The organism is Rhizobium sp. CC1099 (genome assembly GCF_029714385.1).
GTDB lineage: Bacteria > Pseudomonadota > Alphaproteobacteria > Rhizobiales > Rhizobiaceae > Rhizobium.
On the sequence record NZ_CP121642.1, the window covers coordinates 1,242,352 to 1,268,691 of the forward strand.

23 protein-coding genes and 4 pseudogenes are annotated in these 26,340 nt (G+C 60.3%); 14 read left to right on the top strand and 13 right to left on the bottom strand.

The features are described 5' to 3' along the window. Positions 1-654: 654 nt before the first annotated feature. From QA644_RS27115 to QA644_RS27125, 3 genes and pseudogenes are all read right to left on the bottom strand, one after another. A pseudogene (locus tag QA644_RS27115) lies at positions 655-2,084 on the bottom strand (TonB-dependent receptor); the annotation flags it as partial. Between the two features lie 166 nt (positions 2,085-2,250). Further along, positions 2,251-3,135 (bottom strand): helix-turn-helix domain-containing protein, encoded by an 885-nt coding sequence (locus QA644_RS27120; protein ID WP_283073967.1) that lies wholly within the window; start codon positions 3,133-3,135, stop codon positions 2,251-2,253. Between the two features lie 131 nt (positions 3,136-3,266). Beyond that, a complete protein-coding gene (locus QA644_RS27125; protein ID WP_283073968.1) occupies positions 3,267-4,100 on the bottom strand; it encodes an amidohydrolase family protein in 834 nt (277 codons plus the stop codon). Positions 4,101-4,259: 159 nt separating this feature from the next. Between QA644_RS27125 and QA644_RS27130 the strand changes: the two genes are divergently transcribed. After that, on the top strand, positions 4,260-4,718 hold the full coding sequence (locus QA644_RS27130) for a YbaK/EbsC family protein (protein WP_074071923.1): 459 nt from the start codon (positions 4,260-4,262) through the stop codon (positions 4,716-4,718). A gap of 85 nt (positions 4,719-4,803) precedes the next feature. Beyond that, complete coding sequence (locus QA644_RS27135; RefSeq protein ID WP_239600662.1) at positions 4,804-5,814, top strand: Tim44 domain-containing protein; 1,011 nt, start codon at positions 4,804-4,806, stop codon at positions 5,812-5,814. Positions 5,815-5,818: 4 nt separating this feature from the next. Here QA644_RS27135 and QA644_RS27140 read toward each other — a convergent pair whose 3' ends face one another. Together QA644_RS27140 and QA644_RS27145 are read right to left on the bottom strand one after the other, a co-directional pair. Beyond that, positions 5,819-7,096, bottom strand: coding sequence for an L-fuconate dehydratase (locus tag QA644_RS27140; RefSeq protein WP_283073969.1), 1,278 nt, complete (start codon positions 7,094-7,096; stop codon positions 5,819-5,821). Positions 7,097-7,122: 26 nt separating this feature from the next. Further along, on the bottom strand, positions 7,123-7,857 hold the full coding sequence (locus tag QA644_RS27145) for an SDR family oxidoreductase (RefSeq protein WP_194731137.1): 735 nt from the start codon (positions 7,855-7,857) through the stop codon (positions 7,123-7,125). A 290-nt stretch (positions 7,858-8,147) separates the two neighbouring features. Between QA644_RS27145 and QA644_RS27150 the strand changes: the two genes are divergently transcribed. Together QA644_RS27150 and QA644_RS27155 are read left to right on the top strand one after the other, a co-directional pair. Further along, on the top strand, positions 8,148-8,753 hold the full coding sequence (locus QA644_RS27150) for a gamma carbonic anhydrase family protein (protein WP_283073970.1): 606 nt from the start codon (positions 8,148-8,150) through the stop codon (positions 8,751-8,753). A 242-nt stretch (positions 8,754-8,995) separates the two neighbouring features. Then, positions 8,996-9,313, top strand: coding sequence for a hypothetical protein (locus tag QA644_RS27155; protein ID WP_283073971.1), 318 nt, complete (start codon positions 8,996-8,998; stop codon positions 9,311-9,313). A gap of 219 nt (positions 9,314-9,532) precedes the next feature. On the opposite strand, the gene ppk2 is transcribed toward QA644_RS27155, so the two are convergent. Beyond that, positions 9,533-10,453, bottom strand: a complete 921-nt coding sequence (gene ppk2 / locus QA644_RS27160) for a polyphosphate kinase 2 (protein WP_239600653.1) — start codon at positions 10,451-10,453, stop codon at positions 9,533-9,535. Positions 10,454-10,857: 404 nt separating this feature from the next. On the opposite strand from ppk2, the gene QA644_RS27165 reads away from it, so the two are divergent. After that, positions 10,858-11,631, top strand: coding sequence for a TIGR01458 family HAD-type hydrolase (locus QA644_RS27165; protein WP_283073972.1), 774 nt, complete (start codon positions 10,858-10,860; stop codon positions 11,629-11,631). A 243-nt stretch (positions 11,632-11,874) separates the two neighbouring features. On the opposite strand, the gene QA644_RS27170 is transcribed toward QA644_RS27165, so the two are convergent. After that, positions 11,875-12,207, bottom strand: a complete 333-nt coding sequence (locus QA644_RS27170; RefSeq protein ID WP_349254140.1) for a DUF6665 family protein — start codon at positions 12,205-12,207, stop codon at positions 11,875-11,877. A 243-nt stretch (positions 12,208-12,450) separates the two neighbouring features. Between QA644_RS27170 and QA644_RS27175 the strand changes: the two genes are divergently transcribed. Then, positions 12,451-12,681 carry a hypothetical protein gene (locus QA644_RS27175; RefSeq protein WP_074073078.1) on the top strand — a complete coding sequence of 77 codons (231 nt, stop codon included), beginning with the start codon at positions 12,451-12,453 and terminating at the stop codon, positions 12,679-12,681. Between the two features lie 130 nt (positions 12,682-12,811). Here QA644_RS27175 and QA644_RS27180 read toward each other — a convergent pair. Together QA644_RS27180 and QA644_RS27185 are read right to left on the bottom strand one after the other, a co-directional pair. After that, positions 12,812-12,951: pseudogene (locus QA644_RS27180) on the bottom strand (allantoin permease); the annotation flags it as partial. A 34-nt stretch (positions 12,952-12,985) separates the two neighbouring features. Further along, positions 12,986-14,044 carry a LacI family DNA-binding transcriptional regulator gene (locus QA644_RS27185; RefSeq protein WP_283073974.1) on the bottom strand — a complete coding sequence of 353 codons (1,059 nt, stop codon included), beginning with the start codon at positions 14,042-14,044 and terminating at the stop codon, positions 12,986-12,988. Between the two features lie 260 nt (positions 14,045-14,304). Here QA644_RS27185 and QA644_RS27190 point away from each other — a divergent pair, with 260 nt between their 5' ends. From QA644_RS27190 to QA644_RS27215, 6 genes and pseudogenes are all read left to right on the top strand, one after another. Continuing rightward, entirely contained in the window at positions 14,305-15,288 is a 984-nt protein-coding gene (locus QA644_RS27190) for an autoinducer 2 ABC transporter substrate-binding protein (RefSeq protein WP_239600650.1), read from the top strand. Positions 15,289-15,381: 93 nt separating this feature from the next. Beyond that, entirely contained in the window at positions 15,382-16,893 is a 1,512-nt protein-coding gene (locus QA644_RS27195; protein ID WP_283073975.1) for a sugar ABC transporter ATP-binding protein, read from the top strand. Beyond that, positions 16,886-17,887, top strand: coding sequence for an ABC transporter permease (locus tag QA644_RS27200; RefSeq protein WP_194731131.1), 1,002 nt, complete (start codon positions 16,886-16,888; stop codon positions 17,885-17,887). Before QA644_RS27195 ends, QA644_RS27200 begins: the two co-directional genes overlap by 8 nt. Further along, positions 17,884-18,879 (top strand): ABC transporter permease, encoded by a 996-nt coding sequence (locus QA644_RS27205; protein WP_283073976.1) that lies wholly within the window; start codon positions 17,884-17,886, stop codon positions 18,877-18,879. The genes QA644_RS27200 and QA644_RS27205 overlap by 4 nt, the downstream gene beginning before the upstream one ends. A 4-nt stretch (positions 18,880-18,883) precedes the next feature. Next, positions 18,884-19,732 (top strand): sugar phosphate isomerase/epimerase family protein, encoded by an 849-nt coding sequence (locus tag QA644_RS27210; RefSeq protein ID WP_074071935.1) that lies wholly within the window; start codon positions 18,884-18,886, stop codon positions 19,730-19,732. Between the two features lie 229 nt (positions 19,733-19,961). Beyond that, positions 19,962-20,525: pseudogene (locus tag QA644_RS27215) on the top strand (IS630 family transposase); the annotation flags it as partial. Here QA644_RS27215 and QA644_RS27220 read toward each other — a convergent pair. Both QA644_RS27220 and QA644_RS27225 read right to left on the bottom strand, forming a co-directional pair. Beyond that, positions 20,419-21,342 carry a transposase gene (locus tag QA644_RS27220; protein ID WP_283072467.1) on the bottom strand — a complete coding sequence of 308 codons (924 nt, stop codon included), beginning with the start codon at positions 21,340-21,342 and terminating at the stop codon, positions 20,419-20,421. The pseudogene QA644_RS27215 and the gene QA644_RS27220 sit on opposite strands and share 107 nt — an antisense overlap. Beyond that, positions 21,339-21,668 (bottom strand): helix-turn-helix domain-containing protein, encoded by a 330-nt coding sequence (locus QA644_RS27225; RefSeq protein ID WP_283072468.1) that lies wholly within the window; start codon positions 21,666-21,668, stop codon positions 21,339-21,341. The genes QA644_RS27220 and QA644_RS27225 overlap by 4 nt, the downstream gene beginning before the upstream one ends. 66 nt (positions 21,669-21,734) lie before the next feature. Here QA644_RS27225 and tnpA point away from each other — a divergent pair. Beyond that, a pseudogene (gene tnpA / locus QA644_RS27230) lies at positions 21,735-22,162 on the top strand (IS200/IS605 family transposase). A 47-nt stretch (positions 22,163-22,209) separates the two neighbouring features. Here tnpA and QA644_RS27235 read toward each other — a convergent pair. Together QA644_RS27235 and QA644_RS27240 are read right to left on the bottom strand one after the other, a co-directional pair. Next, positions 22,210-23,175: a GNAT family N-acetyltransferase gene (locus QA644_RS27235; RefSeq protein ID WP_283072469.1), complete on the bottom strand. Its 966-nt coding sequence runs from the start codon at positions 23,173-23,175 to the stop codon at positions 22,210-22,212. A 167-nt stretch (positions 23,176-23,342) separates the two neighbouring features. Next, positions 23,343-23,582, bottom strand: coding sequence for a hypothetical protein (locus QA644_RS27240; protein WP_074071937.1), 240 nt, complete (start codon positions 23,580-23,582; stop codon positions 23,343-23,345). Positions 23,583-23,879: 297 nt separating this feature from the next. Here QA644_RS27240 and QA644_RS27245 point away from each other — a divergent pair, with 297 nt between their 5' ends. After that, a complete protein-coding gene (locus QA644_RS27245) occupies positions 23,880-26,015 on the top strand; it encodes a PBP1A family penicillin-binding protein (RefSeq protein WP_283072470.1) in 2,136 nt (711 codons plus the stop codon). Positions 26,016-26,340: the final 325 nt, after the last annotated feature.

A 26,340-nucleotide genomic window follows, 5' to 3' on the forward strand; every position in this document is an offset into this window, starting at 1 on the left:
TTTGGATGCGGCCGAGCCGATAACGACCTTCGCGATCGCGAAGCGCGGACAAGTGACGATGTACGCGATACCGAGAGAAGAGCTCGTCCCGGCGCAGGCTATGGTGGCTGCACCTTGCCGAGCATCGGGCCGAGGGCCTTCACAAACCACAATCTACAATGACAGTGCGGGTGCGGCGAACCGCACGGCCGGCCCTCCACCGCACTCCCCGATCTGGGCGATCGCGCCGGAACCGCTCATCGTCGCGTCGGGCCCCTAATACGTCGATCGCCAGGCGCACGACAATCTGGGGCTGGGCCTGGTCTTTCCGCGGCATCACTGAGGTCGAGGTCAGCGTCGATGGTGGGGCGAGCTATGCGCGCGCCGCCGTGGATGAGCGGCGAGACTGGGCCTGGCAGTGCTACTCGCAGTCTTGGACGCCGGCCAAATCTGTGCGCGCCATAGACGCGACAGGTGCCGGGCAGCCGCAGGATGGCGCGCGCAACGCAGTAGGATGATCGAGACGACGCGATGCTCGCATCGTGTAATTCGACGTTGCCGAAATCAACGGGCGAGCCACCTGGCGATTGCCAGCTTTTCTTCCTTATGTCGGTTTGCCTTCAAACACCGCGCGCTCGCCGACAAGGCCCTCGCCAACAACATCGAGGGATCCGTTACGACAACGTTTTTCTTCGTGATCTCGAAGAGTGATGCGGAAATTGCGCCGTCGAAGAAGGTTGGTTCGTATTTTATGCCGGCCTCGATCTGATTGCCTTCCTCCGGCTTGATATTGGGGGTGAGGCTGGTTGCGACGATCGGGTTGAAGAAGGTCGCAACGCCGACATAGGGCGTCAGGCCGTTTGCGAATTCATAGGCGAGGCCTGCACGCCCGCTGAAGGCTGTCTTGTCGTAACTATAAGTGAAATCCTGGATAGGCGCCCAAAAAGTAGGACCGTTATGCGTTTCCGTATCGACATAGTCGTAGCGGCCGTTGAGGGTCGCCAGCCAGCCCTCGCCGAAATGGATCTGATCCTGCACGTAGGCTCCGACCTGCCGCTGCGTAATCACCTGATTCAGATAGCTGTTGTTTGCCGGTTGTGGATCACCGTAGACGGGATCGGTAGGGTTAATCGGCGTAGCGGCTGACGCGGCCTGAATGTGGTCGAGCCGGTAGTATTTATAGTCAATGCCGAGCATCACGTTATGCGTGGTCCCGCCAAAATCGAATTCGTTCTCCGCACGGTTGTCCACTGAAAAGGAATCGACCTTGGATCTGTGTTCGAAGCCGATACGGTTGAGCCAGTAATAGTTTGGGTTTGTGGGATCGGTCGTGTTGAGATAGCCGAAACCATAAGGGCCAATCTCATGTTTGCGCAGATGCCCGTAGCGAGCGCTCTGGGTAATTTTCCAGCCATTATCGAACGCGTGCTTGAGCTCGTAGCCGATCATATGCTGAGCATAGTTACCTTGATCGATGTCCGGCTCGCCGAGGAAAGTGTCGCGCGGAATCTTGCCGAAGGGAGCGTCGGTGACGGTGCCCTCGTAAGGGAAAAAGCCGTTCCCGGTATGGACTTGATCCAACACACCCACATAGCCCCAGACGTTGATCATCGTCGCATCATCCGGAACTATTGTCAGCTGCGGCATGATGAAACCACGCAGGTCATGCTAAAGAGGTTCAGGCCGTCCATGAAGACGCCCGTCTGCGTGGCGTCGAAGCCGCGGATATAGAACCAATCAGTATCGCCATCATTGCCGAACGGTTGGGCATTGACGCCGGGCGTATAAGAGAGCGCCTCATCCACCTTGTTCACGACGCCGCGGTCGTGCATTTCCTCAGAACCAACAACCGACACCGATTGCGGTATCTCCTTCAGCGGCGTATCGGACTTGGAACCCGTCGTAGAGCGCTTCGCCACATAGCCCTTCACGGGGCTCGTCGCGGTCGCCTCGGAGTTGGCATTTCCCGCCTCGCCCCGAATGATGACGGGCTTCAGCTCGGTTGCTTCCTGCGCCGACGCAGGCATTGCAATTGCCAGCCCGACAACGGCAACGCCGGTCAATAGCTGCGCCTTTAAGATGAGCCCCTTTGTTTGCCCACGCATATTGTTTACCCCACTCGCACCGAGAAGTCTTAACCCCGCGGCCATGCCCTTTTGGTAAGATGAGCGATTAACTCAAATTTAAGGTTGTGGATTGTCGCATTCGGTGGAATTTGAACGTTTTTGGCAAATTTTCGCGGCCCAAACAAATGCTCGCAGGGCGTTGTTTTCAAGCAACGTGCGCCTTTTTCCAGTGGGCAGGCGTGGTGCCGACATTCTTGCGGAAGACACGCGTGAAATGCGCCTGATCGGAAAAGCCCGTCTCCGCAGCGATCGCCGGGAGCGTGAATTCGCCCTTTGAGAGCAATTGCTTGGCCTTGTTCAGCCGGGCATTCGTTTGCCACTGGTGCGGCGCGACACCGGTCGACGCCTGGAAAGCGTGACTGAAATGCGATTGCGAAAGGCCGGTGAGATTTGCGAGTTCTTCCAGCCTGATATTGCGAAGGCAATTCTGTTCAATAAACTCAATCACGCGTCGAAGCTGCCAGCTTGCAAGCTTGCTTCGCTTGCGTGCAGGCGCTTTCGTGAGCTTCATCACGTCGATAATCAGCGACAAGCAGAGGCCATCGCCATAAAGATCATGCAGGGGCTCTGGATTGATGCATTCTGCGGCGATTAGGTTTGCCAGCGTCAAAACGCGCTCGTCGTAAAAGAGCAGCCGCGCGTCACCCAGCCGCTTCGGATCGATATCCTCCATCAGCCGACGGCCGACGATGTCTGCGTCGAAATGGATATCCAGATGACGGACGAACTGGACATCAATGAGATCGGCCCAAAGTTCCATGCCGGCCGGAACATAGGAGATCGGCCGCCGCACCGTATCCTGCACCAACCCGCTGCTTTTTGGCGCCAGCTTGATCATCGAATTGCCGGGACCGCGCAAGTCGAGAAGAATGAACAGCCGTGGATCGCTGGCAACATAAAAGCCGCCCGCATAAGGCGCGCACTCGACATCCCACACGTCTGCGACGATGCCGTTCCAGTTCCGGCGGTTCATCCCGCCGACAACGGAAAAGCCTTCAATCTTGTTTTGCATCCGCGGCTGAAACGTCATATCGGATCCCGCCCGACTGGGTCATGATAAACCTTCTTACAATAATCAAGTTTTCCTATCGAAAACACCGCCGATGGGCAATAGAAAACCGGGCGCAAAAGCGCTGCGCGATAAGCTTCATGTCGGCCGTGTCAAAGCCCGTAAAATCGCTCGCCGTTTGATGCCCAGATCTTTTGCTGGTCGGCGGCGGGCAGGCTCTTCATGGCGTGGTCGAGCGTCTCGATCCAGCGGCTGTAATCCGCGACGAGATTGACGACAGGCCAGTCGCTGCCGAAGACGAGGCGATCGGGTCCGAAAATGTCGAACACTGTCTCGAGATAAGGTTGAAGCCGCTCCGGCGTCCAATCCGGCCCGTCCTCGGTCACGATGCCGGAGATCTTGCAATGTACATGGTCGAGATCACGGAAGCGTTCCATGTCGCGCCGCCAGGGTTCAAAGTTGCCGCTTCCGATTTCGGGCTTGGCCATGTGATCGACGATCACCGGCAGATCGGGATAGCGCTCGATGAACCTCACCGTGTTGAGGATATGCCGCGGCTTGATCAATGCGTCAAATCGCAGTCCATGGTCGAGCATGGCGCGGAAAGCCGGATCGAGTTCTTTCTTCAGGATCCAATCCTCTTCAGGCAGATCCTGAAGATAGGGACGGATGCTCTTCAGCTTCGCAAACCGTGCCCAGTTCCCAAGGTCGTCGGCGGCCGTCGGCGCGAGAAGATCAAGCCAGGCAACAACGCCCTTGATGAAATCCCGCCCGTCGGCAAGGCCGAGAAGATAGCCGGTTTCATGAACGGAAGAAGCAGCCGAAACGACAACGACGCCCTCGACATTGTTCTTCTCCATCAGCGGAACGGCATCGCGCGGCCCATAGTCACGATAGAGCACCTTGTCATCCGGCGACATCCAGAGCGAATAGTAAGGCTCCATCGCCAGCGTCCAGAAATGCATATGGCAATCAACGCGCCGCATCGCTTTCCTCCCTCAAATGTCTCTCGGCGCGACAAAGAAGCTCAGAAAACCGGCCGGATCGCAAGTGCATTCAGGTTCGAAATGCGATTGAAATTCCTCGAGCATCAGATACTTTCCAAGGTCATTTAGACCCCGATCGTTCTGGTCCTGTATCCGCCCATGAGCTTTGAATCCGTCCGCGCATTTTTCAGCGCACATGCACCTGAGATCGAAATCATCGAAACCGCCGAAAGCTCGTCGACGGTGGCGCTTGCGGCCGAAGCGCACGGAGTCGAGCCGGGGCAGATCGCCAAAACGATCTGCCTCAGGGTCGGCGATGAGACGATGCTCGTTGTCGCAAGCGGCACGGCTCGCCTCGACAACCGGAAATTCAAGGATGCATTCGGCGGCAAGGGCCGCATGCTGGGACCGGAAGAAGTCCTGGAAGTCACCAGCCATCCGGTGGGCGGTGTCTGCCCCTTTGGATTGCCCGCCCCAATTCCAGTCTATTGCGATGTTTCATTGAAGCGTTTCGACGAAGTCGTGCCGGCCGCCGGTTCCACGCATTCGGCGGTCCGTATCGCGACGGAGCGGCTGGCCGAACTCACCAGAGCCAAATGGGTCGATGTCTGTCAATAAGTCGAGTCGGCGAACTTCAAATTGTCAAGAGAACACCTATATTAGCTCGCAAACATGCCATGGTTGTTGCATGACAGGAGATATGATGCAGAGTGCCGTTTCGCGTTTTGCCAAGATTGCGGCGATAGCCGTTCTGACGAGCGCTACCGTTTTTGCTGCCTATAGCGATGCCGAGGCGCGCCGCGCCGGAGGTTTTGGCGGGTTCGGCAGCCGCGGAACGCGCACCTTCCAGGCGCCCCCGGTCACACGCACCGCGCCTGCTCCGGCCGCGCCGATGGAACGTTCGATGACGCCGCGCCCACAGACCCCCGCTACCGCCCAACAGCCTGCTAACGCGCAGCGTTCCGGCGGTCTCTTCGGCGGGTTTGGCCGTTCGATGATAGGCGGCCTGATAGCCGGCGGCCTGCTCGGCATGCTCCTCGGCCACGGTTTCGGTGGCGGCTTCGGGTTCCTCGGCATGCTGCTGCAGATTGCCCTGATCTTCGGCGCAGTCATGCTTGCCATGCGCTTCTTTGCCAATCGACGCCAGCCGTCCTACGGTGCGGCAGGCGGCCGGAGTGCCTCGTCCTACAGCAATATGTCGTCTAACAGCAATTCGTCGTTTAACATTCCGGCGATCGGCTCAGGTGCTGCAGGCTATCAACAGCAGCAACAGCGCAACGACAGACCAAGCGACGAAATCGGATTGGCGCAGGCCGATCTGGATCAGTTCGAGGAGCTGCTGACCAAGGTGCAGACCGCCTACGGCGCCGAGGACTATAATACGTTGCGCAAGCTGACAACGCCCGAAGCCATGTCCTATCTTGCCGAAGAACTCGGCGAAAATGCCACCAACGGCGTGCGCAACCGCGTCTCGGACGTCAAGCTGCTGCAGGGTGACATTGCCGAAGCCTGGCGCGAGGACGGTCAGGATTATGCAACGCTTGCAATGCGCTATTCGTCGATCGACGCAATGGTCGATCGTGACAGCGGCCGCGTCGTTTCCGGTGACGATCGCCACCCCGGCGAAAGCACCGAAATCTGGACCTTTGTACGCAGGACCGGCAGCGACTGGAAGCTTGCCGCCATTCAGAGCACAGAGCAGCGCGCCGCCTGAAATATCAGCCCTTGAAGGTGTAGTCGGTGATCGCCTGCGCCTTCATTTCAATTGAAAAACCAGGCTTTGACGGCGGCATATAGGCCGCGTCCTTGATCACGCACGGGTCGAGGAAGTGTTCGTGCAAATGATCGACATACTCGATCACGCGGCCGTCCTTGCTACCGGACACGGCAACGTAGTCGATCATTGACAGATGTTGCACATATTCGCAAAGGCCGACGCCGCCCGCATGCGGCCAGACCGGCAGACGGTATTTTGCGGCGATCAGCAGCACGGCCAGCACCTCGTTCAGGCCGCCCATGCGGCAGGAATCGATCTGCACGATGTCGATCGCGCCTTCGGCGATGAATTGCTTGAACATGATCCGGTTTTGGCACATCTCGCCGGTTGCGACCTTGACCGGTCGGATGGCCTCACGAATTTTTCGGTGTCCGGCCACGTCATCGGGACTTGTCGGCTCCTCGATGAAATAGGGCTTGGCGAAGGCTAGTTCCTTCACCCAGTCGATTGCCTGCTTAACCTCCCAGACCTGATTGGCATCGATCATCAGGTAACGATCCGGGCCAATCACCTCGCGGGCGATACGCAGACGGCGGATATCATCCTGGAGATCGCGGCCGACCTTCATCTTTACATGGTTGAAACCAGCGTCGATCGCTTCCTGACAGAGACGGCGCAGCTTTGCATCATCATATCCGAGCCAGCCGGCAGAGGTCGTGTAGCAGGCGTAACCTTCTTTCTCGAGCGTTGCGATCCGCTCGGCCTTCCCCGCCTCGGCACGTTTCAGGATCGTGACCGCCTCGTCGCGCGTCAGCACGTCGGTGAGGTAGCGGTAGTCGACGATGTCTGCGATTTCCTCCGCCGCCATCTCCGCGACGAGCCGCCACACAGGCTTTTCCGCCTGCTTCGCGAGAAGATCCCAGACAGCGTTGACCACGGCCCCCGTCGCCAAATGGATGGCGCCCTTCTCCGGACCAATCCAGCGAAGCTGGCTGTCGCCTGTCAGATGCCGCCAGAATCCACCTGGATTGGCGAGAACCTGGCTAAGATCTGCGCCGACAACCAAATGCTCCATGGCCTTTATTGCCAGGCAGCAGATGTCGTTGCCGCGGCCGATCGTGAAGGTGAGCCCGTGGCCCGAAAGCCCCGGCTCGTCCGTATCCAGAATAACGTAGGCCGCCGAATAGTCCGGGTCCGGATTCATCGCATCGGAGCCGTCGAGGCTTTGCGAAGTGGGAAAGCGAAGATCAAAGACACGAAGGCCGGTAATGCCTGTCATGGGTTCCTCCCGAACTGGCCGGGCGGTCAGATCGTCCAGCCGCCGTCGATCGCGTAGGCCTGTCCACTGGTATAGGTAGCACCGGCAAGATAGACGGCAAGGTCGGCAATCTCTTCCGGCGTGCCGAGACGGCCCATCGGCTGGCGAGAAATAAAGGCAGCGCGGGCTGCATCATAGTCGCCCTGCGCGCGCATGCGATCCTGCAGCGACGGGCTTTCGACCGTGCCGGGGCAAATGGCATTGCAGCGGACGCCCTCGGCGACGTAATCGGCGGCAACGGATTTCGTAAGGCCAATCACCGCCGCTTTTGTGACGCCATAGGCAAAGCGGTTCGGCACACCCTTGATGCTGGAGGCAACCGAAGCCATGTTGATGATCGACCCGTCCTTCCGCTCCAGCATGCCCGGAAGCACGGCGCGGATCGTGCGGATCATCGCCTTGACATTGAGGTCGAAAGCAAATTCCAGGTCGGCATCCTGCATTTCCAAAATGGATCCGGCGTGCACGAAGCCGGCGCAGTTGAAGAGCACGTCGACCGCGCCGATTTCAGCGACCAATGCCTTCACCGCCCCTTCGTCGAGCACGTTCAGCTTGTGCGTCGACACCCCGGTGTCGGCGGCAAGCGTTGCCAGCGCATTCGCATTGATATCCGTCGCGTGAACCTTTGCCCCGGCCTGCTGAAAGGCGATTGCGCTGGCACGGCCGATGCCTTGCGCTGCCGCTGTGATCAGAACGGTCTTGCCGGAAAGAGTGATCGTCATGTCTTGGCCTTCTCAGGGTTTTCAATACGTGGGGGTAGAGCTCGGTTTCATCGGTGCCGAACCTGAACGGCGGCTCTTATGGTGTCAATCGAATAGTGAAGCTGTCTCTCGCTCGACGTCGATGGGAGACTATATCCAGGACGTGGCCGTCAATTCTGGATTCTCGATTGGGGGCCAGTTCCGCCATTACCCCGCGCGTCAGGACGTTCACACATTAGCGTTGCGAGGTTGGCGACGAGGTTTGTTCGGATCGCTCTTTCCAAAACGAGACGTCATCTGGAGGAAGGCATATGCTCATTGGACACCAGGGCAAGCGTCCCAAGATCGACCCAGCCGCGTGGGTCGCGCCTGATGCAACAATTTGCGGTGACGTCACCATTGGCCCGGGCGCACGCATATTGAATGGCGCGCGCATCATTGGAGAAGGAGGTGGCGCCATCCGCATCGGCCGCTGCTGCATCGTCATGGAGAACGCCGTTGTGCGCGGCCGCCCCAGACACTCCTGCTTGATCGGTGACCATTGCCTGATCGGTCCGCACGCGCATGTGACCGGCGCAGAGCTTGAGAACGAGGTATTCGTCGCGACCGGGGCTGCCATCTTCCATGGTGCCCGGGTCGGCCACGGCAGCGAGGTACGCGTCCACGCTACGGTGCATTTGCGCACCCGGCTCGATCCTGGGACCACGGTGCCGATCGGATGGGTGGCCGTCGGGGACCCTGCCGGCATCCTGCCGCCCGATCGGCACGATGACATCTGGGCCGTGCAGGAGTCGCTGAATTTCCCCGACTGGGTCTACGGCTTCGATCGCGCCACACCCGATCTTATGCGGTATGTCACCGAACGGCTGTCGGACACGCTGGGAGCGCATGAAAGCGACACAGTGCTTGGTTCATAGTGACGGCACGCCAATATATGCTTTGGCAGCGATCCCGGAGCCGCGTTCAGCAAGGTCGAACCGAGTTGACAGACTGGCGGCACTGCTTCGACAGTCACGCCAGCATGTGCGCTTCGATGTTGGCCGCGACAAAAGCATCGGGCACAAAATCGGACGATTCGCGTCGATTGACCGCCGCGCGAACACATTTGGAACATTCGATATTCCAAAGTGTTTCCACGACAGCGAACGAAGGAGGGTTCATGCTCTCCATTCAAGAAAATGTCGTCAATTGCACGAAGCGCATCGGCGCATGTGCCTTCGGACTTTTGTGCGGATTGACGGTTGCCCAACCGCTCGCCAGTCAGTCGGATCGCTGCCAGGCGCCAGATCAGCAGCAGAACCGGGCGCGCGCCCTTGAGAACGGCAATTCAGAACCTACGGATGGGTCGGATACCTCGAAATTGTCCGATTGCAACGGCGTGCTAAAGCCGCCGTCCATCGGCGACGGAGATCTTGTCAAGCCTGCGCCGCCTATTGGCAATACGCCCGTAATCCCGCCGGATTTTCCGAAGCAGTAGGCAGAATTGTGCCCGGATGTACGTGACAACCCTTGGCGACGACAACGCTGCCGTGGTCGTGTGGATTGTGCTGAAGGCGAGAAGATATCCGTCATCTCAACGTAGACGGAAACCTTTTCCAACAGCATTACATGCTCCTGGCGGGAACAGTAGACGACGAGCCAGCAGCTAAGAAGGTTGCGCGATCCGCACAGTGTCTTTGATGCTTTTGGGGTGGCATCAGTATTTCGGCGGCACGTAGAGCTCGGGCGGGAGGACCTTGCGTTCGTAGTCGGGGTTAAACACGCGCTCTGGGAGCGTGATGTCCTCATGCGGCACGTCTTCGTAGGGAATCTGCTTAAGCAGGTGGTCGATGCAGTTTAGGCGGGCCCGCTTCTTGTCGTTGCCCTCGACGATGTACCAGGGCGCCTCAGCGATATTCGTGCGGGCGAAGGTCTCTTCCTTTGCCTTGGTATAGGCTTCCCAGCGCACGCGCGATTGCAAGTCCATCGGCGACAGCTTCCATTGCTTCAGGGGATCGTGGATGCGCATCAAAAAACGCATCTGCTGTTCCTCGTCAGTGATCGAGAACCAGTATTTGACCAGCCGGATGCCGGAGCGCACCAGCATGCGCTCGAACTCGGGCACATCGTTGAAGAATTGTTCCACCTGGTCTTCGGTCGCAAAACCCATGACGCGCTCAACGCCGGACCGATTATACCAGGACCGATCGAAGAGCACGATCTCGCCACCGGCCGGCAGATGTGGCACGTAACGCTGGAAATACCATTGGGTTTTCTCTCGGTCCGAAGGAGCCGGCAGCGCCACCACTCTCACCACGCGAGGGTTGAGCCGCTGCGTGATGCGCTTGATCACGCCGCCCTTGCCGGCCGAGTCGCGTCCCTCGAAGATCACGACGACCTTCTCCCTGTGATAGGAGACCCAGTCCTGCAATTTGATCAGCTCGGCCTGCAGCGCCAGAAGGGCGCGGAAGTAATCGACACGCGGCATCGGGGGTGGATGCGACGTGCGATAGATCTTGCGGATTTCTTCCGACAGCGCCGGTTCGGAGAGCTCGAGTTCGTAGTCCTCGTCGAGCGTATCGGCCAATTCGGCTTCCAGCCAGTCTGGTTTATCGAGATCATCCTTTGACGTATTCATAGCTCTCTCCGATGTGCCCCGCATCATGCCACGCATCGCAATTTATTTCATGCCAGCATGACGGAGCGATTACACCAGGCAATATGTTGCGGGAGAGCTCGTACTCTTCGAAGGTCCATGCGCTTGATGAGCTCGATATAGCGGTAATGCAGGCGTGCGTGAAAAACGCATCAGCATAGCGCGCTGCGCCTTACAGACGACGATCCTCGCCATTCTGTGGGTTTGCTCTCACCGCAAATAGGCCGCAAATATCACCGACGGCCACGAGGCGGACGCGGAAGTCGGGCGCGAAAGTCAGTGGGTTGAGTGACAAGACCGGTTCCTTGCGGCCCACGGATTCGCGATAAGATCTCCGCCGAATTCCTAAATTTGACGCACGATGCTTCGGCGTTCATTCTCCGTCCATGATCAGCGGAGTACTTCTGGATCTCGCTGGCGTTATCTATGACGGCGAGGAAGTCATACCGGGCGCTACCGATGCTGTTGCGCGCTTGCGCGAAGCCGGCCTACTCATCCGGTTCGTGAGCAATACGACACGCTCGAACAAGCAGGCGCTCTTGCAGCGACTTGCAGGACTTGGACTTTACACCACAAGCGATGAGCTCTTCACTCCGGCGCAAGCCGCGCGGGAGTGGCTCGATAAGCACGATCGATCGCCATACCTATTGGTTCATCCCGATCTCGCGCTGGATTTCCACGACCTGGCAGGAGGGCCACAGAAAGCTCTTGTTGTCGGCGACGCCGGCGAGGCTTTCGATTACCAGACCCTGAATGCCGCATTTCGCGAGCTGGTCACGGGCGCGGAATTCCTGGGGCTCGCGCCAAACCGGACGTTCCAGGATGTTGACGGCAAACTCAGTCTCGACGCGGGCGCGTTCATCGCGGCGCTGGAGTTCGCAAGTCAGAGGCGTGCCACTATCCTGGGAAAGCCGTCACCCGAATTCTTCCTGTCCGCGCTCGCCAGCATGAATTGTCCGAAAGCAAAGGCCGTCATGGTGGGCGACGACGCGGAAACGGACGTCGCGGGTGCCTTGCAGGCCGGACTTTCCAAAGCAGTGCTCGTCCGCACAGGCAAGTATCGTCGCGGGGACGACACACGATTTAAGCCTTCGCCAACTGCAACGGTCGACGATATCTCTGCTGCGGCAGACTGGATCCTCGCGGCACGCAACATTTAATGGCGGCCGTGGCGATACATCGCGGCGGCAGCCGCTTAGCGACGTCAGCTGAAGCTTCCGGTATAGGCATGGCGAGTACCGCCTTTGCGTGGTTTCATTGACGACTTCTTGCAGCCGAGTTCTGCGTGGCCCCCCATGGTTAGTCTTCGCGCTTCTCTGACATTGTAAATTTTCCGGCAATGACGGTCGCGTGCTGCGAACGCACATGTCTTTTGCTGTCGAATAGAGGCCAGCCTGATGAGTTCATCGCCGTATGGCCCCGACCCTCGCAAGCACTTCGCCGGGAATCCCATACCGTGTGACGAGGTCCCAGTTGTTGCGGAGTCCGCAGATCTCCCGCTGAATGAACAATGCCCAGACAGCCTCCGCGGCGTCATTCAGGAGGCCTTCTCGATCAGCTGTGCGATTATCGCTCTTTGTCGAGACGGCAAGTTTTGCAAGTGCCGCCTCGACTTTACGGCCTTGGCGACCAAGTGCATCGGCCCGCTCCGAGGCAAGTTCGTATTCCAAAGGGCTCAAAGGGCTGAATGCGGAATTCGGCCGATCCGAGAACGATCGTGGTGGTCTGAAGCTCAAGAGGCGCCTTTCCATGTTAGGATGGGCAAGCTTTGCCGTCAGCTTGCATGTGAGGTGTCGACGGCCCTGATATCCTCCTGATCAAGCGAAGCAACACGACGTTGGCCAATCGCCGACTGCCACCAGCCTGACTTCGTCGGCTTCGAGCGGCGGCAGCGTGATGATACTCGGAAGCGCAAAGAGGAACAGTTATGCCCCACGGAAGTTTGGTACTTTATGAGGCGAGATCAAGAGGAGGAGACCGTGTGGACAATCTCGATTGGCGCTATTTTCATCATATGCGGCATACTCCTCCTGTGTCGGGAGGCTCTTGGCCGACGGCCTCTCAGCGACCCTCACCAATCATCCCTTAGCGGGCGGACACTGGAACCTAGAAGCCAAGGGGTTCGATTTCTAGGATTGACGAGGAACTGGCTGGGTGTGGGCATGATCGCGGCCGGAGCAGCGTTCTTATTGCTGGTCGCATTCACGTAGTGCGTTTTGTCGATCGGCATGGTGAACAGCCACGTGGCAAAGCAATCATGGCAAGAAAAGCGCCCGGTGAAGTGAGCGGGCGCAGTAGTGACACGTCAGGTGGCAAAGCAGGTTTGCGGCGCGCGCCGGCAAAGGCGGTGGTGGTCGTGACGCCTGCGACACGGCAAAAGGCCAAAAGATTGACCTGCAGCCCCAGAGGTTGCCCTTCCGCAATGTCTTTTCGTCGGTGGCATATCGCGAGAAGTCGCAGAAATTCAGATAGAGCGCTGCCGTGCGAGTAGGCGCGCCAAAGGCCAAGGCCCTTTCAGTCGATGTCCTTCAATGCGTCGAGAGGGCCGGCCAGCGCCGTGCGGGGTTTGATGAGTTCCGGCCGGATCATGTGAACGGTTGGCGCGGGACGCAGCTCTTCCATGACCTCAAACGCCTTTGCCAGCATGCTCTCGATATCCTGCCTTATCATGATCACGGGAAAGGGCAGGAAAGAGGCGAAGGGATCGTAGTCGTAGCAGCCGACCACCATGTCGGAGAAGGTCTCGTGCGGATGACCAGCCATGAAACGGAGGAAACCTTCGAAGTTGATGGACGAATTAACGAAGAGAGCGCGCGGCAGCCGGCCTTCCCGCTCGTAGAACGCTTCGAAGGCAAGGCGCGTGTTGTTTGGCGAATAGCCCGTCGTTTGAATGCAAATGTCGGGGTCGCCTGCGAGCAGGTCGCGTTTGACGGCGCGAAAGCCGCGGATGCGCTCGTGGCTCGCATGGTCGTTGCGGCCGCCGAAGAGGTAGAGCTCTTCGGGTGCAAGGGGCTTATCGGCCGGAAATTGGCGGATGATCGCTTCTGTCAGCATCCGCGCGCCCTCGTAGTTATCGCTGATGACGGAGGGAACCTTGCTGCCTGGAAGATCGATGTTGATGTGCTTCAGCCCTGCTTTTTCGCAGACCTCGTGTACGCCGTCTGGATCGGTCGCGCCGCAGATGAAGAGCTCATCGATCGAATAGGAAATGAGCGTCGCTGCCGTTTCGCGCTCTTCCTGGGGATCGCGGCTGGCGCTGACGACGATGGGGCACTGGCCCTTGCTGCGCACGTGCGCCTCAAAAGTCTGGGCCATTGAAGAGAAGTAGCGGTTGTCGTGGACCGGCAGCAGCAGACCCACCAGGCCGGACCGGGAACTGCGTAGTCCCTGGGCCTGACGGTTTGCAGTATACTGGTACTTCTCTGCAAGCTCACGGATCAGTGCGGCGGTCGCTTCCTTGATGCGGCGCTTGCGCCAAGTGCCGTTCAGCACGGCGCTGACTGTCGAGGGCGAACTGCCCGACAGCACCGACAGATCGTAGATCGTCGCCTTCTTCCTCATGGCGTTCTTCATTCAAAACCCTCGGATTTTCCTTAGTGCCGATTTCGAAGCGGCGAAAGGCGTTTCCGCTTGACGAAAGTATAACTCTGACCGATAGTCTTTGCACTATCGATTGTGCAAAGAGAAATATCGATTGTGCAACGTAGTGCCGCGTGAGGAGGCGGCTTCGAAGGGAGGCGGGAATTCACATTCTTCGCCAGCTACTTGCAACGGGAGGCCGGCGGTCTTCAGCAGGCCCTGTGCCCATCTCGAAACGATGGAGGAGGAACAAGATGAGGAAATTGCTTGTCGCCGCATTCGCGGCTTCGCTGTCGCTGGCGGCCGCTTTCGGCGCCCTGGCGCAGGAGGCCGGTAAGGTTGGTGTCGTCGTCAAGATCGGCGGCATCCCGTGGTTCAACGCGATGGAGGCCGGCATTAAAGAGAGGGGTGCCGCGCTCGGTATCGATGCCTTCATGATTGGCCCGACCAGCGCCGACCCGGCGCTGCAGGTGCGCGCCATCGAGGATCTCATCGCCCAGGGCGTCAAGGTGATCGGCGTCGTGCCCAACGATGCGAAAGTGCTGGAGCCGGTTCTCACCAAGGCCAAAGAAAACGGCATTATTGTCATCACGCATGAATCACCCGGTCAAAAGGGCGCGGATTGGAATTTCGAACTCGCCTCGGCAAACGGATTCGGCGAAGCGCATGCCGAGCTTCTTGCAAAGAAGATGGGCGGCAAGGGCAAATATGCAGTCTTCGTCGGCTCGCTCACCGTGCCGCTGCACAATGCCTGGGCCGATGCGGCGATTGCCTATCTCAAAGAGAAATATCCGGAGATGGAAGTGGTCGGCGAGCGCTACGGTGTTGCTGAAGATGCCGACAAGAGCCGGTCGACCGCGCTCGACCTGATTTCGGCCAATCCCGACCTCAAGGGCTTCCTCGCCTTCGGCAGCCAGGGGCCGATCGGCGCCGGCCGTGCCGTGGAAGAGCGTCGCAAGGTTGGCGAGATCTTCGTACTCGGCCCCTTCTCACCGGGCCAGGGCCAGAAACTCATTAAATCCGACGCGATTTCCGGCGGATTCATGTGGAATCCGAAACAGGCCGGCGAAGTCTTCGTGACACTCGCGGACAAGCTCATGAAGGGCGAGGAGATCAAGGCGGGTGACGAGATCGAAGGCCTCGGGAAGATCAATCCGACCGGAAATGATATTATCGTCGACCAGCTCGTGACCATCAACAAGGATACGGTCGACGAACTCGCGGCCATGGGCCTCTAAACCTTTCGAAGGCACCTCCCAGACCGCCGGGCTGGCTGCGGCTGGCTCGGTGGACTGCGAGCATGGCCGGCGGACCACTACGGCAGGCGCGATATGGAATCTCCAACTGGCGCAGACGTCCAACGACCTCTGTTGTCGATGAAGAACATCAACATGACCTTCGGCGGTGTGCGCGCGCTCCGCGACGTCTCCTTCGAGGTGCGACCGGGCGAGGTGCATTGCCTCGCCGGCGAAAACGGCTCCGGCAAGAGTACCCTCATCAAGGTCATCACCGGGGTCTATCGCCCGCAGGCCGGTGCTGCAATCGAATATGACGGCCAGCCCTATACGCATATGTCGCCAGTCACGGCGCAAGCCTCCGGCATTCAGGTGATCTGGCAGGATCTCGCACTCTTCCCGGAAATGTCGGTGGCAGAAAACATCGCTTTCCAGACCGTGCTCGGCCATCGCCCCCGCAGGGTCAACCACAAGGCCATGCGCGAGACCGCCGAACGCGTGTTGGCGCGCCTCGGCGTTACCCTCGACGTCGATCTGCCGCTGCGCGAATACGCTGTCGCCCAGCGGCAGATCGTGGCGATCGCACGAGCCTTGGTCGGCGAGGCAAAGGTCGTCTTCATGGACGAGCCGACTGCTTCGCTGACGCAGTCAGAAACCGACCATCTGCTTGAGATCGTCCGTAATCTTTCCGCCTCGGGCGTCGCCGTCGTCTTCGTCAGCCACCGACTGGCCGAGGTGCTGGAAATATCGGACCGTATCACCGTGCTGCGCGACGGCAGGCTCGTCGGCGTCTATCCGGCCGAAGGCATGACGCAGTCGCGCATCACCGAACTCATGACCGGCAAGATTTTCGACCACGCCTTGCGCGCCCAATCGCATGATGGGGCTGCGCCTGTCATTGCGGTTGAGGGGCTGACACGGCGCGGTGAGTTTAGGAATATCTCCTTTTCCGTCCGCCGCGGCGAGACGCTCGGTATCACCGGCCTGCTGGGTGCCGGCCGCACGGAACTGGCACTGACGCTCTTCGGTATGCGCCGTCCCGATCGCGGCACCATCAGGCTTGATGGCAAGCCCGTGCGCTTTTCCTCCAATCGGGACGCGATCGCTGCCGGCATTGCCTATCTCTCCGAAGACCGCCTGTCGCTTGGGCTCATCCAACCGCAGTCGATTGCCGACAACCTGGTGATTTCCTCCCTGCGCAAGATTCTGTCCCACGGGTTCATTTCGGAGCGTAAGAAGCACGGTCTTGCGGCACGCTGGATTGCCGATCTCGCAATAAGGATTGGGCTGCAGCAGGATGCCATCTCGACTCTCTCGGGCGGCAACCAGCAGCGTATTGCCATCGCAAAATGGTTGGCGACCGACCCTAAGCTGCTGATCCTCGACGCACCTACGGTCGGCGTCGACGTCGGTGCGCGCGCCGGTATCTTCGACATCGTGGCACGGCTTGCGCAAAGCGGGCTTTCCATCATCCTCATCTCCGACGAGGTGCCCGAGGTCTACTTCAACGCCGACCGGGTGCTGCACATGGCACAGGGCGAGATCGCCGGCGAATACGATCCGCGCGCGACATCGCTTAGGGACATGGAGGCTGCCGTCTATGCGTAGGCTCTTCCGCACCCATGCGACGGAGATCTGCCTGCTCGCCGTCATTGTTCTGATCGGCGCCTTTCTTTCCTTCGCGACGCCGCGTTTCTTTACGCTCGGCAATGCCTTCGACCTTTTGAACATCAGTTCAGTCAACATCATCTTCGCAGTCGGTCTGCTCGTTGTATTGATCGCGGGCGGCATAGACATCTCCTTTGCGGTCGCCGCCTCGGTCGTGCAGTACGTGACCGCCCTCATCCTCGGCCAGGTCGGCGGCGGAGGCTGGGCAAGCGGGCTGCTGATCGCCGGCGGCATCGGCACGCTGCTCGGCGCCTTCAACGCTTTCCTGATCCACCGGTTCAAGATCATCTCGATCGTCGTTACGATCGCCACCTTCAATATTTACTTCGGACTTTTGATGTTCTTCACCCGCGGCGTATCGATCTACACGCTGCCCGACTGGTGGACGGAGCGGATCATCCTCTACGAACGGGAGATGGCTGACGGCAGCTGGGCCGAAATCCGCCTTCCGGTCCTTGTCATGGCAATCTGCGTTGCGGCGACCTGGTTCCTGATTCGCCACACGACGACCGGGCGCCAGCTTTATGCCTTCGGCGACAATCCCGAGGGCGCGCGCCGCTTCGGAATCTCGATCGGCGCCATGCAGTTCATCGCCTTCGGCTGGTTGGGGCTCATGGCCGGTATTGGCGGATTGATCCAGGCACACTATGCCCAGGAAGTCGTGCCAAATGCGCTCTACGGCCGCGAGCTGGATGTGCTCGCCGCCGCCGTGCTCGGCGGCGCCCGCCTCGGTGGCGGCAAGGGCTCGGTGCTCGGCTGCGTGCTCGGCGTGCTGCTGATCTCGATCACCCAGAACGGCCTCAACCTGATGGGCGTTTCACCCTTCGCGTTTAAGATGATTATTGGCGCCATCATTCTCGTCGCGATCACGCTCTCGAATTCCCGCATCGAGCAGCTGCTTCCTATCCTGAAGAACGAGCGGAGGCGCAGATGACGACGCTTGTCCGGCGGACTCGCCACCTCCTGGGATCGGAAATCGCGGGATCGGTCGTCGCCTTCGTGTTGGTGGTCGTGGTCTTCGGCCTCGCTTCGCCGCAGTTCCTGTCGCGGGCCACCTTCGGTTCCGTTGCCTTCCAGCTTCCGGAGCTCGGCCTTCTTACTCTTGCCATGCTGCTGCCGATCCTGACGGGAGGGCTCAACCTCGCGATCACCTTCACCGCCAACATCGCAGGCCTCACCGTGGCTTGGACGCTGCAGGCCAACGGCGGCGTCGACGCGGGACCGGGATCCTTCCTGCTCGGCGTGGCGCTTGCGCTTGCAGCAGGTGCGGCAAGCGGCGTCGTCATGGGTCTTGTCATTGCCTATACGAAGGCTCACCCGATCCTTGTCTCGCTGTCGATGATGATCTTCCTGCGCGGGCTCGGCGAGTTCTTGACCCGCGGCGGGGACGTGTCGGGCTTTCCCGCCTTCCTGCGGCCGTTCGGCCATGGCTCTGTGATGGGCATTCCGGTGCCGCTCCTCATCTTCATCCTGTGCGTCGCGCTCTGGCATGTGCTGCTTTCGCGCACGAGGCTTGGCTTCAACACCTACATGATCGGCTCCAACATCGAGGCTGCGCGCTATTCCGGGGTCAACACACGCAGGGTCATCGTTCTCGTCTATACGCTGTCGGGCGCGATGTGTGCCGTCGCCGGCATCATCATGCTGGCACGCTTCAACTCGGTGCGCGTCGGCCACGGTGAGTCCTACCTGCTCATCACCGTTCTCGCCTGCTTCCTTGGCGGGGTAAATCCCTTCGGCGGCTTCGGCCGCGTGATCCCGGTCTTCGCGGCGCTTGTGGTACTTCAGCTCTTTTCGTCCGGGCTCAATCTTCTCGGCGCCAACCAGCATCTGGCGACGGCCGTGTGGGGTATCCTGCTCGTCGGCGTCATGATGCTGCGCTGGCTTGCCGGACACTTCAGAACCGTTCTGCGCAGAAAGGAATGAGACGATGCAAGGCTTCGGCGTACATACCAGCATGTGGACAATGAACTGGGACAAGGCAGGCGCCGAAAAGGCGATCGCAGCTGCGGTGTCCTACAAGATGGACTTCATCGAAATTGCGCTCCTCAACGCACCCGCCGTCGATGCGCCACACACCCGGGCGCTTCTCGAAAAGCACAGCCTGCCGGCCGTCTGCTCGCTCGGGCTGCCCGAGCACGCCTGGGCGTCGGTGCGGCCGGAGGCGGCAATCGAGCATCTGAAGGTCGCGATCGACAAAGCGGCCGACATGGGCGCATTGGCGCTATCCGGCGTCATCTTCGGCGGCATTGGCGAGCGCACTGGCGTGCCGCCGACGGAGAAAGAGTACGACAACATCGCCCGCGCGCTGACGGCCGCCGCCAAGCACGCCAAGTCCCGCAGCATCGAGCTCGGCGTCGAGGCAGTGAACCGCTATGAAAACCATTTGATAAATACCGGAAGGCAAGCAGTCGAGATGATCGAGCGCGTCGGCGCTGACAATATCTTCGTGCATCTCGACACCTATCACATGAACATCGAGGAGAAGGGCGCTGCCACGGGTATCCTCGATGCGCGCGAACATCTAAAATATATCCACCTGTCTGAAAGCGACCGTGGCACGCCCGGCTACGGAAACGTCCCTTGGGACGAAATATATACAGCACTTGCGGCCATTGGGTTCAAAGGCGGCCTTGCTATGGAGAGCTTCATCAACATGCCAGCGGAAGTCGCCTACGGTCTCGCAGTCTGGCGTCCTGTCGCCAGGGACGAAGCAGAGGTGATGGGCAACGGCCTGCCCTTTCTGCGCAATAAGGCGAAACAATATGGCCTGATCTGAGGCCGTAGGACGCGCAGCGCAAGATGGCGCAAAAGGCAGAAAGGATTATGACCGGGGCGGCTGCAACCTTGACGCAAGACGGACGTCACGCCGACGCCGTGTTGGTCCCAGGCAATCTCCTCTAAACGCTGAACCTCCCGAACCCGGTCCGGTCGGGACCCCTGGCGCCGGCACGATCTGGCTGGACAGAACGGAAGGAACTTCCAGACTGGGGGAGCTAGTAGTCTGCGGACTGCCGCTCAAGAAGGTCCGCCTCGGGACCATGACGCACGACTACAAGCGCCATGGCACCACCACGCTGTTTGCCGCCCCGAACGTGCTCGATGGCACCGTCATTGGGCGCAACATGCAGCGTCACCGGCATCAGGAGTTCATCCGCTTCCTGAACACCATTGAAGCCCAGGTGCCAGTGGATAAAGCCGTGCACGTCATCCTCGACAACTATGCGGCTCACAAGCACTCGAAGGTCCGCGCCTGGCTCGACCGCCACAAGCGCTTCACCTTCCACTTTATCCCGACATCCTGCTCGTGGCTCAATGCCGTTAAAGGCTTCTTCGCAAAGCTGACCCGCCAGCGGCTCAAGCGCGGCGTCTTCCGTTCGGTGGTCGATCTTCAGGAGGCCATCAACCGGTACGTCGCTGAAACCAATGCGCGTCCCAAGCCTTTCACCTGGACGGCTGATCCGGTTAACATCTTCCCCCGCTTGAGAGCGGGGGATTTCCGAGGGGGCGCGAAGCTCCGCCGATCGTTATCGCTTCAACGGAGAGCGGCTGCCCTTCCTCCACGATCATAGACGCCGTGTTCCGACGCAGGATGTTGATTGCAGCATTGTGGTCGGCATGGGCGCGCAAGCCGCATTGGCAACAGCGGAAAGACGCTTGGCTTTCGCGGCTTTCCCTGTCCACGGCTGCGCAGGCCGAACAGGTCTGCGAGGTGTGGCGGGGATCGACCTTGCACAGGTATCCGCCCCGTTCTTCGAGCTTGTCGGCCAACACGGTTTCAAAGCCGTGCCAGCCTTGTTCGAGGATCGCCCGGTTCAGGCCCGCCTTCTGGCAGACGTTGGTTGCGGGCGCGTCCACGGTTCCCCTGGCGCTGCGCGTCATGTTGCGCGTGGCGAGGTCTTCCAGCACGACCGTTGCGAAGCGACGGGCGATATCAAGACTGGCCTTGTGCCGCCAATCCTGCCGGATGCGGGCAGCACGGGCCTGCAAGGCTGCAACGCGGCGGCGGGCCTTGGCGTGGCGGCGCGACCCGCGCTTGCGCCGCGCCAGAACGCGCTGGGCCCGGCGCTTCCTGGGCTCGATCTCCGCAAGGCCGGCAGGCATCCACCAATGCTCCCCGGTCGAAAGCGTCAGCGTGTTCGCCACGCCCCGGTCGATCCCCACGGCGGGCAAATCGTTTTGCCGGACGGCATGGTCGATTTCGCAGGCGAAGGCGATGTGCCAGCCGTTCGCCGCCAGGCTCACCGTCACATTCATGGTCTTGCCACGCAGGCGCCGCGTGTCGCGGAACTTCACCCAGCCGATCTTGGGAAGGCGCGCGGCGGACCACTTGCCGTTCAGGCGCTTGACCTCGATCTCCCGCCCCTGAAAGCGGAAGGCGCCGTTCACGCCCTTCTTGCGGGGCGCGAGGGATATCCTGCGCGCCCCGCGAAGAAGTTGGCATACGCCTTATCCAGATCGCGCAGGGCCTGCTGCTGGGGCGTCACATGCACGGCGGCAATCCAGTCGAACGCGGCCCGCAGTGCGGTCAATTCCCGCGCCTGGGCGATGGAGTTCAAGCGGTTCCCGGTCTGCCGCCGGTAATGCCGCCACCAGTCCCTGCGCTGCTCCAGCGCCAGATTATAGACCAGCCGCACAACACCCGCGAACTGCCGCAACAGGACTTCCTGTTCGCCGGTCGGAGCGCGCTTGTAGCGGAAAGCGCGGTGGATCATGTTACGATTCTATCAATTGCTCCAAGGAGCGCAACCGTGGATCGCACCGGCAGGCATGTCGTCTACATGCTCCATGGTCATTTGGTCTTTGTCACGAAATACCGCCATGACGTTCTGTCAGAACCGGCAATCCGAACCTGCGGCGCATCTTCGCCAAGCTGTGTCGCGACTTCGAGGCCGAATTGATCGAATGCGACGGCGAGGACGATCATGTTCACCTGCTGGTGCATTACCCTCCGAAGATCGCCCTGTCGAAGCTGGTCAACAGCCTCAAAGGCGTATCCAGCCGACGTCTGCGCGAGAGCCGCCCGGAAATCACCGGGCGCTACCACAACGGCGTTTTGTGGTCGCCGTCCTCCTTTGCGGCAAGCTGTGGCGGCGCACCGCTCTCGGTGATCGCCGAATATGTCAAATCCCAGCGGGAAGCGGCCCAAGGCCGCTCTCGCGTTCCTCCCCGGCCTGAACGCCGGGGGATCCCGCGAGGTTCACGATGAAATCATCGCTGCCGTTAGGCGTGGGCACCAAGCGTTAGATTCCATCCCTAGCGCCAGTCGTCGAGCACGAAGAGGCCGGCGCGACTGTAACCCGGCTCATTGGGCCTGTGCATCGTGACCCCTTGGATTTCGGTTCGAAAGCCACGCCCGACCAAGTGCCGGTACGCCTCGTGGCGGGCCATGTTCACCCCGGCCAGCAGCTTGGGCATCCCCTCCGCTACGGCAAGCGCCTCGCAGGCATGCAGCAAGCTGTCGAAGGTCTCCCCAGCCGCCGATCCTGGACGCACGGTCCCGAACTTGATGAAGCAAGCACCGTCGCCTGCTTCGCTGCGCGGCCCATGGTGGCACACGGCAAAACCGTCCAAGCCCGCACCCGCCATATCGCCGAGCAGGACCGTCTCCCCAAGCTCCTGCGCCTCTACGGCCTGGATTTCCGGCCCCAGGTCGAGCCCGTCGTAAAGGGCGCCGGTCAGGTCACGGCAGGACTTCAGGCATTCCACTCTCTGCTCCTCTGTCAGATCGGAATACCGCGACCAGCGCACCGGCTCGGTCTGGTTGTGACGGACCGGCGCCGACATGATGGCCGTGAGGAAACGAGCCCAGTAGCCGTACTTCTGGTACAGGCCCACGTGCTTGGCGCTCTGGGCGAAGGTGAACAGGCCTGCATGCCGCGTGCCCCATTCATCGAAGCTCGCCGTGACGGCCTCGACGAGCCGCGCGCCGATGCCCCGGTCCCAAAGGTCGGGGCGGATCGTCAACGGTCCGAAGAAGCCGACGCTGCCCCAGCGGGTTGCGAAGTTGGAGCCCACCAGTTCACCGCCCACCTCCGCGGCGAAGGCGGCGACGTAGGGCGCCTGCCAGCGGCCGCGTACATAGTCGCGGTCGGACCAGAACGTCTCTGGTTCGGGTGCTCCCAAGAAGGTGCCAAAGGCCAGCCGGAAAATTCTTTCGGCTTCCGGCAGATCGGTCTCGGCCAGCGCGCGGATGGCTACGCTCGGTGCAGCCGTTCCCATATAGCCCTCCCTGGTTCGCTAAGGTATGCAGCGCCCGATGCGCTGCCCAAGAGCGCTGCGGTCGGGCTGTAGTCTACTCTTCTCCAGAGGAATGGTCACGTCGCATGGGAGATGTCGGCCACCGGATCGGTCCTCTGGCGTTTGGTACCATCCGTCAGCTTCTGCCACTAGTCTTTCGCGATGAAGCCGGACGAGCTGGTGGAGATGGTTCGACGTTCGAGCAGATGCGCACCATGCGCTATGGCCATACCGGATGCCGACGCCAGACGGGGCGAACGCCGCTCACGCGCGCTGTTGACTTGGTATTGCGTTGCCATGAAAAGGCTGGCTTCGGATGTGAGAACATTTCCCGCATCAATTTTCAGGACTGGGCCTCTATTCGAAGAGACTTGGGAGAGCAGTGCCAATGTCGTCTTTCCTCCGCTCCATTGCGCGCTAATTGCTTCAAAACAACCAGCCGGTAAGAAATGGCAAGCACCGCAGACACCTCAAAACAAACCGGCAGCTCAAATCAGACTGGTGATCGCACCGCCGCCGAATCTGCGCAGCTGCCGCAGAGCGAAAGATTTCCAGCTGAAGGCGCTGAAGGAGAAACCGGGGCTCACGAGGGAGCATCCGGATCTTCATCACCGCTGGAACAATCCAAAGAGGCTGTGAACCCTTCCTCGCCTTTTGCTCAAAGCGCACGAGCCGTTCGTGACCTGATGGCCGCCCTCCGTCATGATCTCCGTGCGGTTTTGCGAAGCAGCCCGTTCTGGATGAGAAAGGGCATCGCAACCATCAAGAAAAGACAACAGACGTCTGGCACTCGAACGCCAAATGAGAAGTTTCGGCGGGTATCTGCTGCTTTTGCATCGCTTTCTTCCAAAGCGCGCTCCCGCACGGCAGCCATTCGAGCCGGACTGACCGGCATAAAGCAGGCCCGTCCACTGAAACTGCGGTCATGGAAAGGGCTCGTCGCGCTCGCTCCTTTGCTCGGCTTGCTGATCGTGGCCGGCGTTCTGACTTGGGCGTTGAAGGATGTGCCGTGGCAAGAGATTGCCGATGGTTCCATGAAGCCCGTCATTGTATTGGAAACGGCGGACGGCGAACCTCTTGTCCGGCAGGGGCCCTATCAGGGACCCTATGCAGGGTACGAACAATTCCCCCCTCACCTCGTGGATGCAGTGCTTTCAATCGAGGACCGCCGGTTTATGGATCACCACGGCATCGACCTGAAAGGCATTGCGCGCGCGCTAGTACGGAACTTTGAGGCAGGCTCGGTCGTCCAGGGGGGAAGCACGATCACGCAGCAGTTGATCAAACTGCAGTATCTCGAAAGCGACCGAACGCTGAAGCGAAAGATCCAGGAACTGGTGATCGCGTTCTGGCTGGAATGGAAGCTCGGCAAGCAGGAGATCCTGACGCGGTACCTGAATTCGGTCTACCTCGGTTCCGGCGCTACGGGAATGCCGGCAGCGGCACGGATCTATTTCAACAAGGATATCGGTGCGCTCGATATTCCAGAATCGGCGATGCTGGCAGGTCTGCTGAAGGCTCCGAGCCAGTTGAACCCGATCGACAATTTCGAGGGTGCACGCCAACGCACGGCAACAGTGCTCGACGCGATGGCCGCCAACGGCAAGCTTACCCCGCAAGAAGCCGACGCCGCCAAGAATGAATTCGCCGAACTGCACCCGACGACACCGACGCCGCGCTCCGGCAGCTGGTTCGCCGATTGGGTTTCGCCACAAGCGAGCGAGATCGCGGGTTCCTCTCCCGGCTCGACGACAGTGCGCACGACGTTGGTACCGCGCCTGCAGGAAATCGCCGAACGGGTGGTGAGACAGGCACTCGATGAAGAGGGAAAGGCTCGCGGCGCATCGCAGGCGGCGCTGGTCGCCATGACGCCCGATGGCGCGGTTGTCGCAATGGTCGGCGGACACGACTACAAGACCAGCCAGTTCAACCGTGCCGTCACGGCGATGCGTCAGCCAGGCTCCACATTCAAGTTGTTCGTGTACTATGCTGCGTTGAAAAAGGGGCTTTCTCTATCGGATCAGGTCCTCGACGGCCCTATCGAGATAAACGGATGGTCGCCCCAAAATTCCGGGGGTGGTTACCGCGGTTGGGTTACGCTGGCGGAGGCTTTTGCTCGCTCGTTGAATGCCGCCACCGCAGCCCTTGCCCAGGAGGTGGGACTGGACAGTGTCGCCGCGGCAGCCAAGGAGCTCGGCATAAACGCGGCCCTGACGACGGCGCCTGCCTTGTCGCTTGGTGCTTCGGAGGTGAGTTTGCTCGATTTGACCGGCGCCTACGCATCGGTTCGCCTTGGAAAGGCGCCCGTCGAGCCGTGGGGTATTATCGAATTTCAGGCATCTGGCCAACCCAGAGGCTTCCGCGTGGGTGCGCAAGTGCCTGCGGCTATTGATCTCTCTCCGTATCAGCCGGACCTTCTTGCGTTACTGCAGTTGGTCGTTGAGCGTGGGACTGGCCGCGACGCCGATCCCGGCATGTTTGCGGCCGGCAAGACAGGTACCAGTCAGGACAACCGTGACGCCTGGTTCGTCGGCTTCACGGACGCCTTGGTCGCCGGAGTCTGGGTCGGGAACGACGATGACGCGCCGATGAAGGGTGTCACCGGAGGCGCACTTCCGGCTCGCATCTGGCGGGAATTCATGCACGCGGCGATGGCTGAGCCTGCTCCGCAGATCGATCCGGATACAGGAATGATGACAAGCGAAGAGAACGCCGCACCGTCCTGCAACATCACGGCCTGCTCCCGCAGTTATCGTTCGTTCCGCGCTTCCGACTGTACCTACCAACCCTATTATGGCGCTCGGCGTCTTTGCGAGAAATAGCCCAACCCGCTTGTTGCTCGCCGCGACGAAGATGGGAAACCGCAGAGACCCGGCAGCGCGAAGCACAAATGCAGGAACGAGGGATCTGGCAACAATATTTCCCGCCTTCGAGGCTTTCCTCTTTGCCACCGCATCGCGCCTTCAAGCGGCGGTTACGGGCACTGGCGGGCGGCCACCGCCCGAAGGGTCATCTCGGCGATCTTGGTGCTTGGTCTATTCGCATGCCTCGTTCGACCGGCGGCGGCGCGCATGATCGCCCTTGCCGTCCAGGTCTTCGCGCTTTTCGGAGCATTTGGAGCCTTCACCATCGCCATCGGATTTCGAC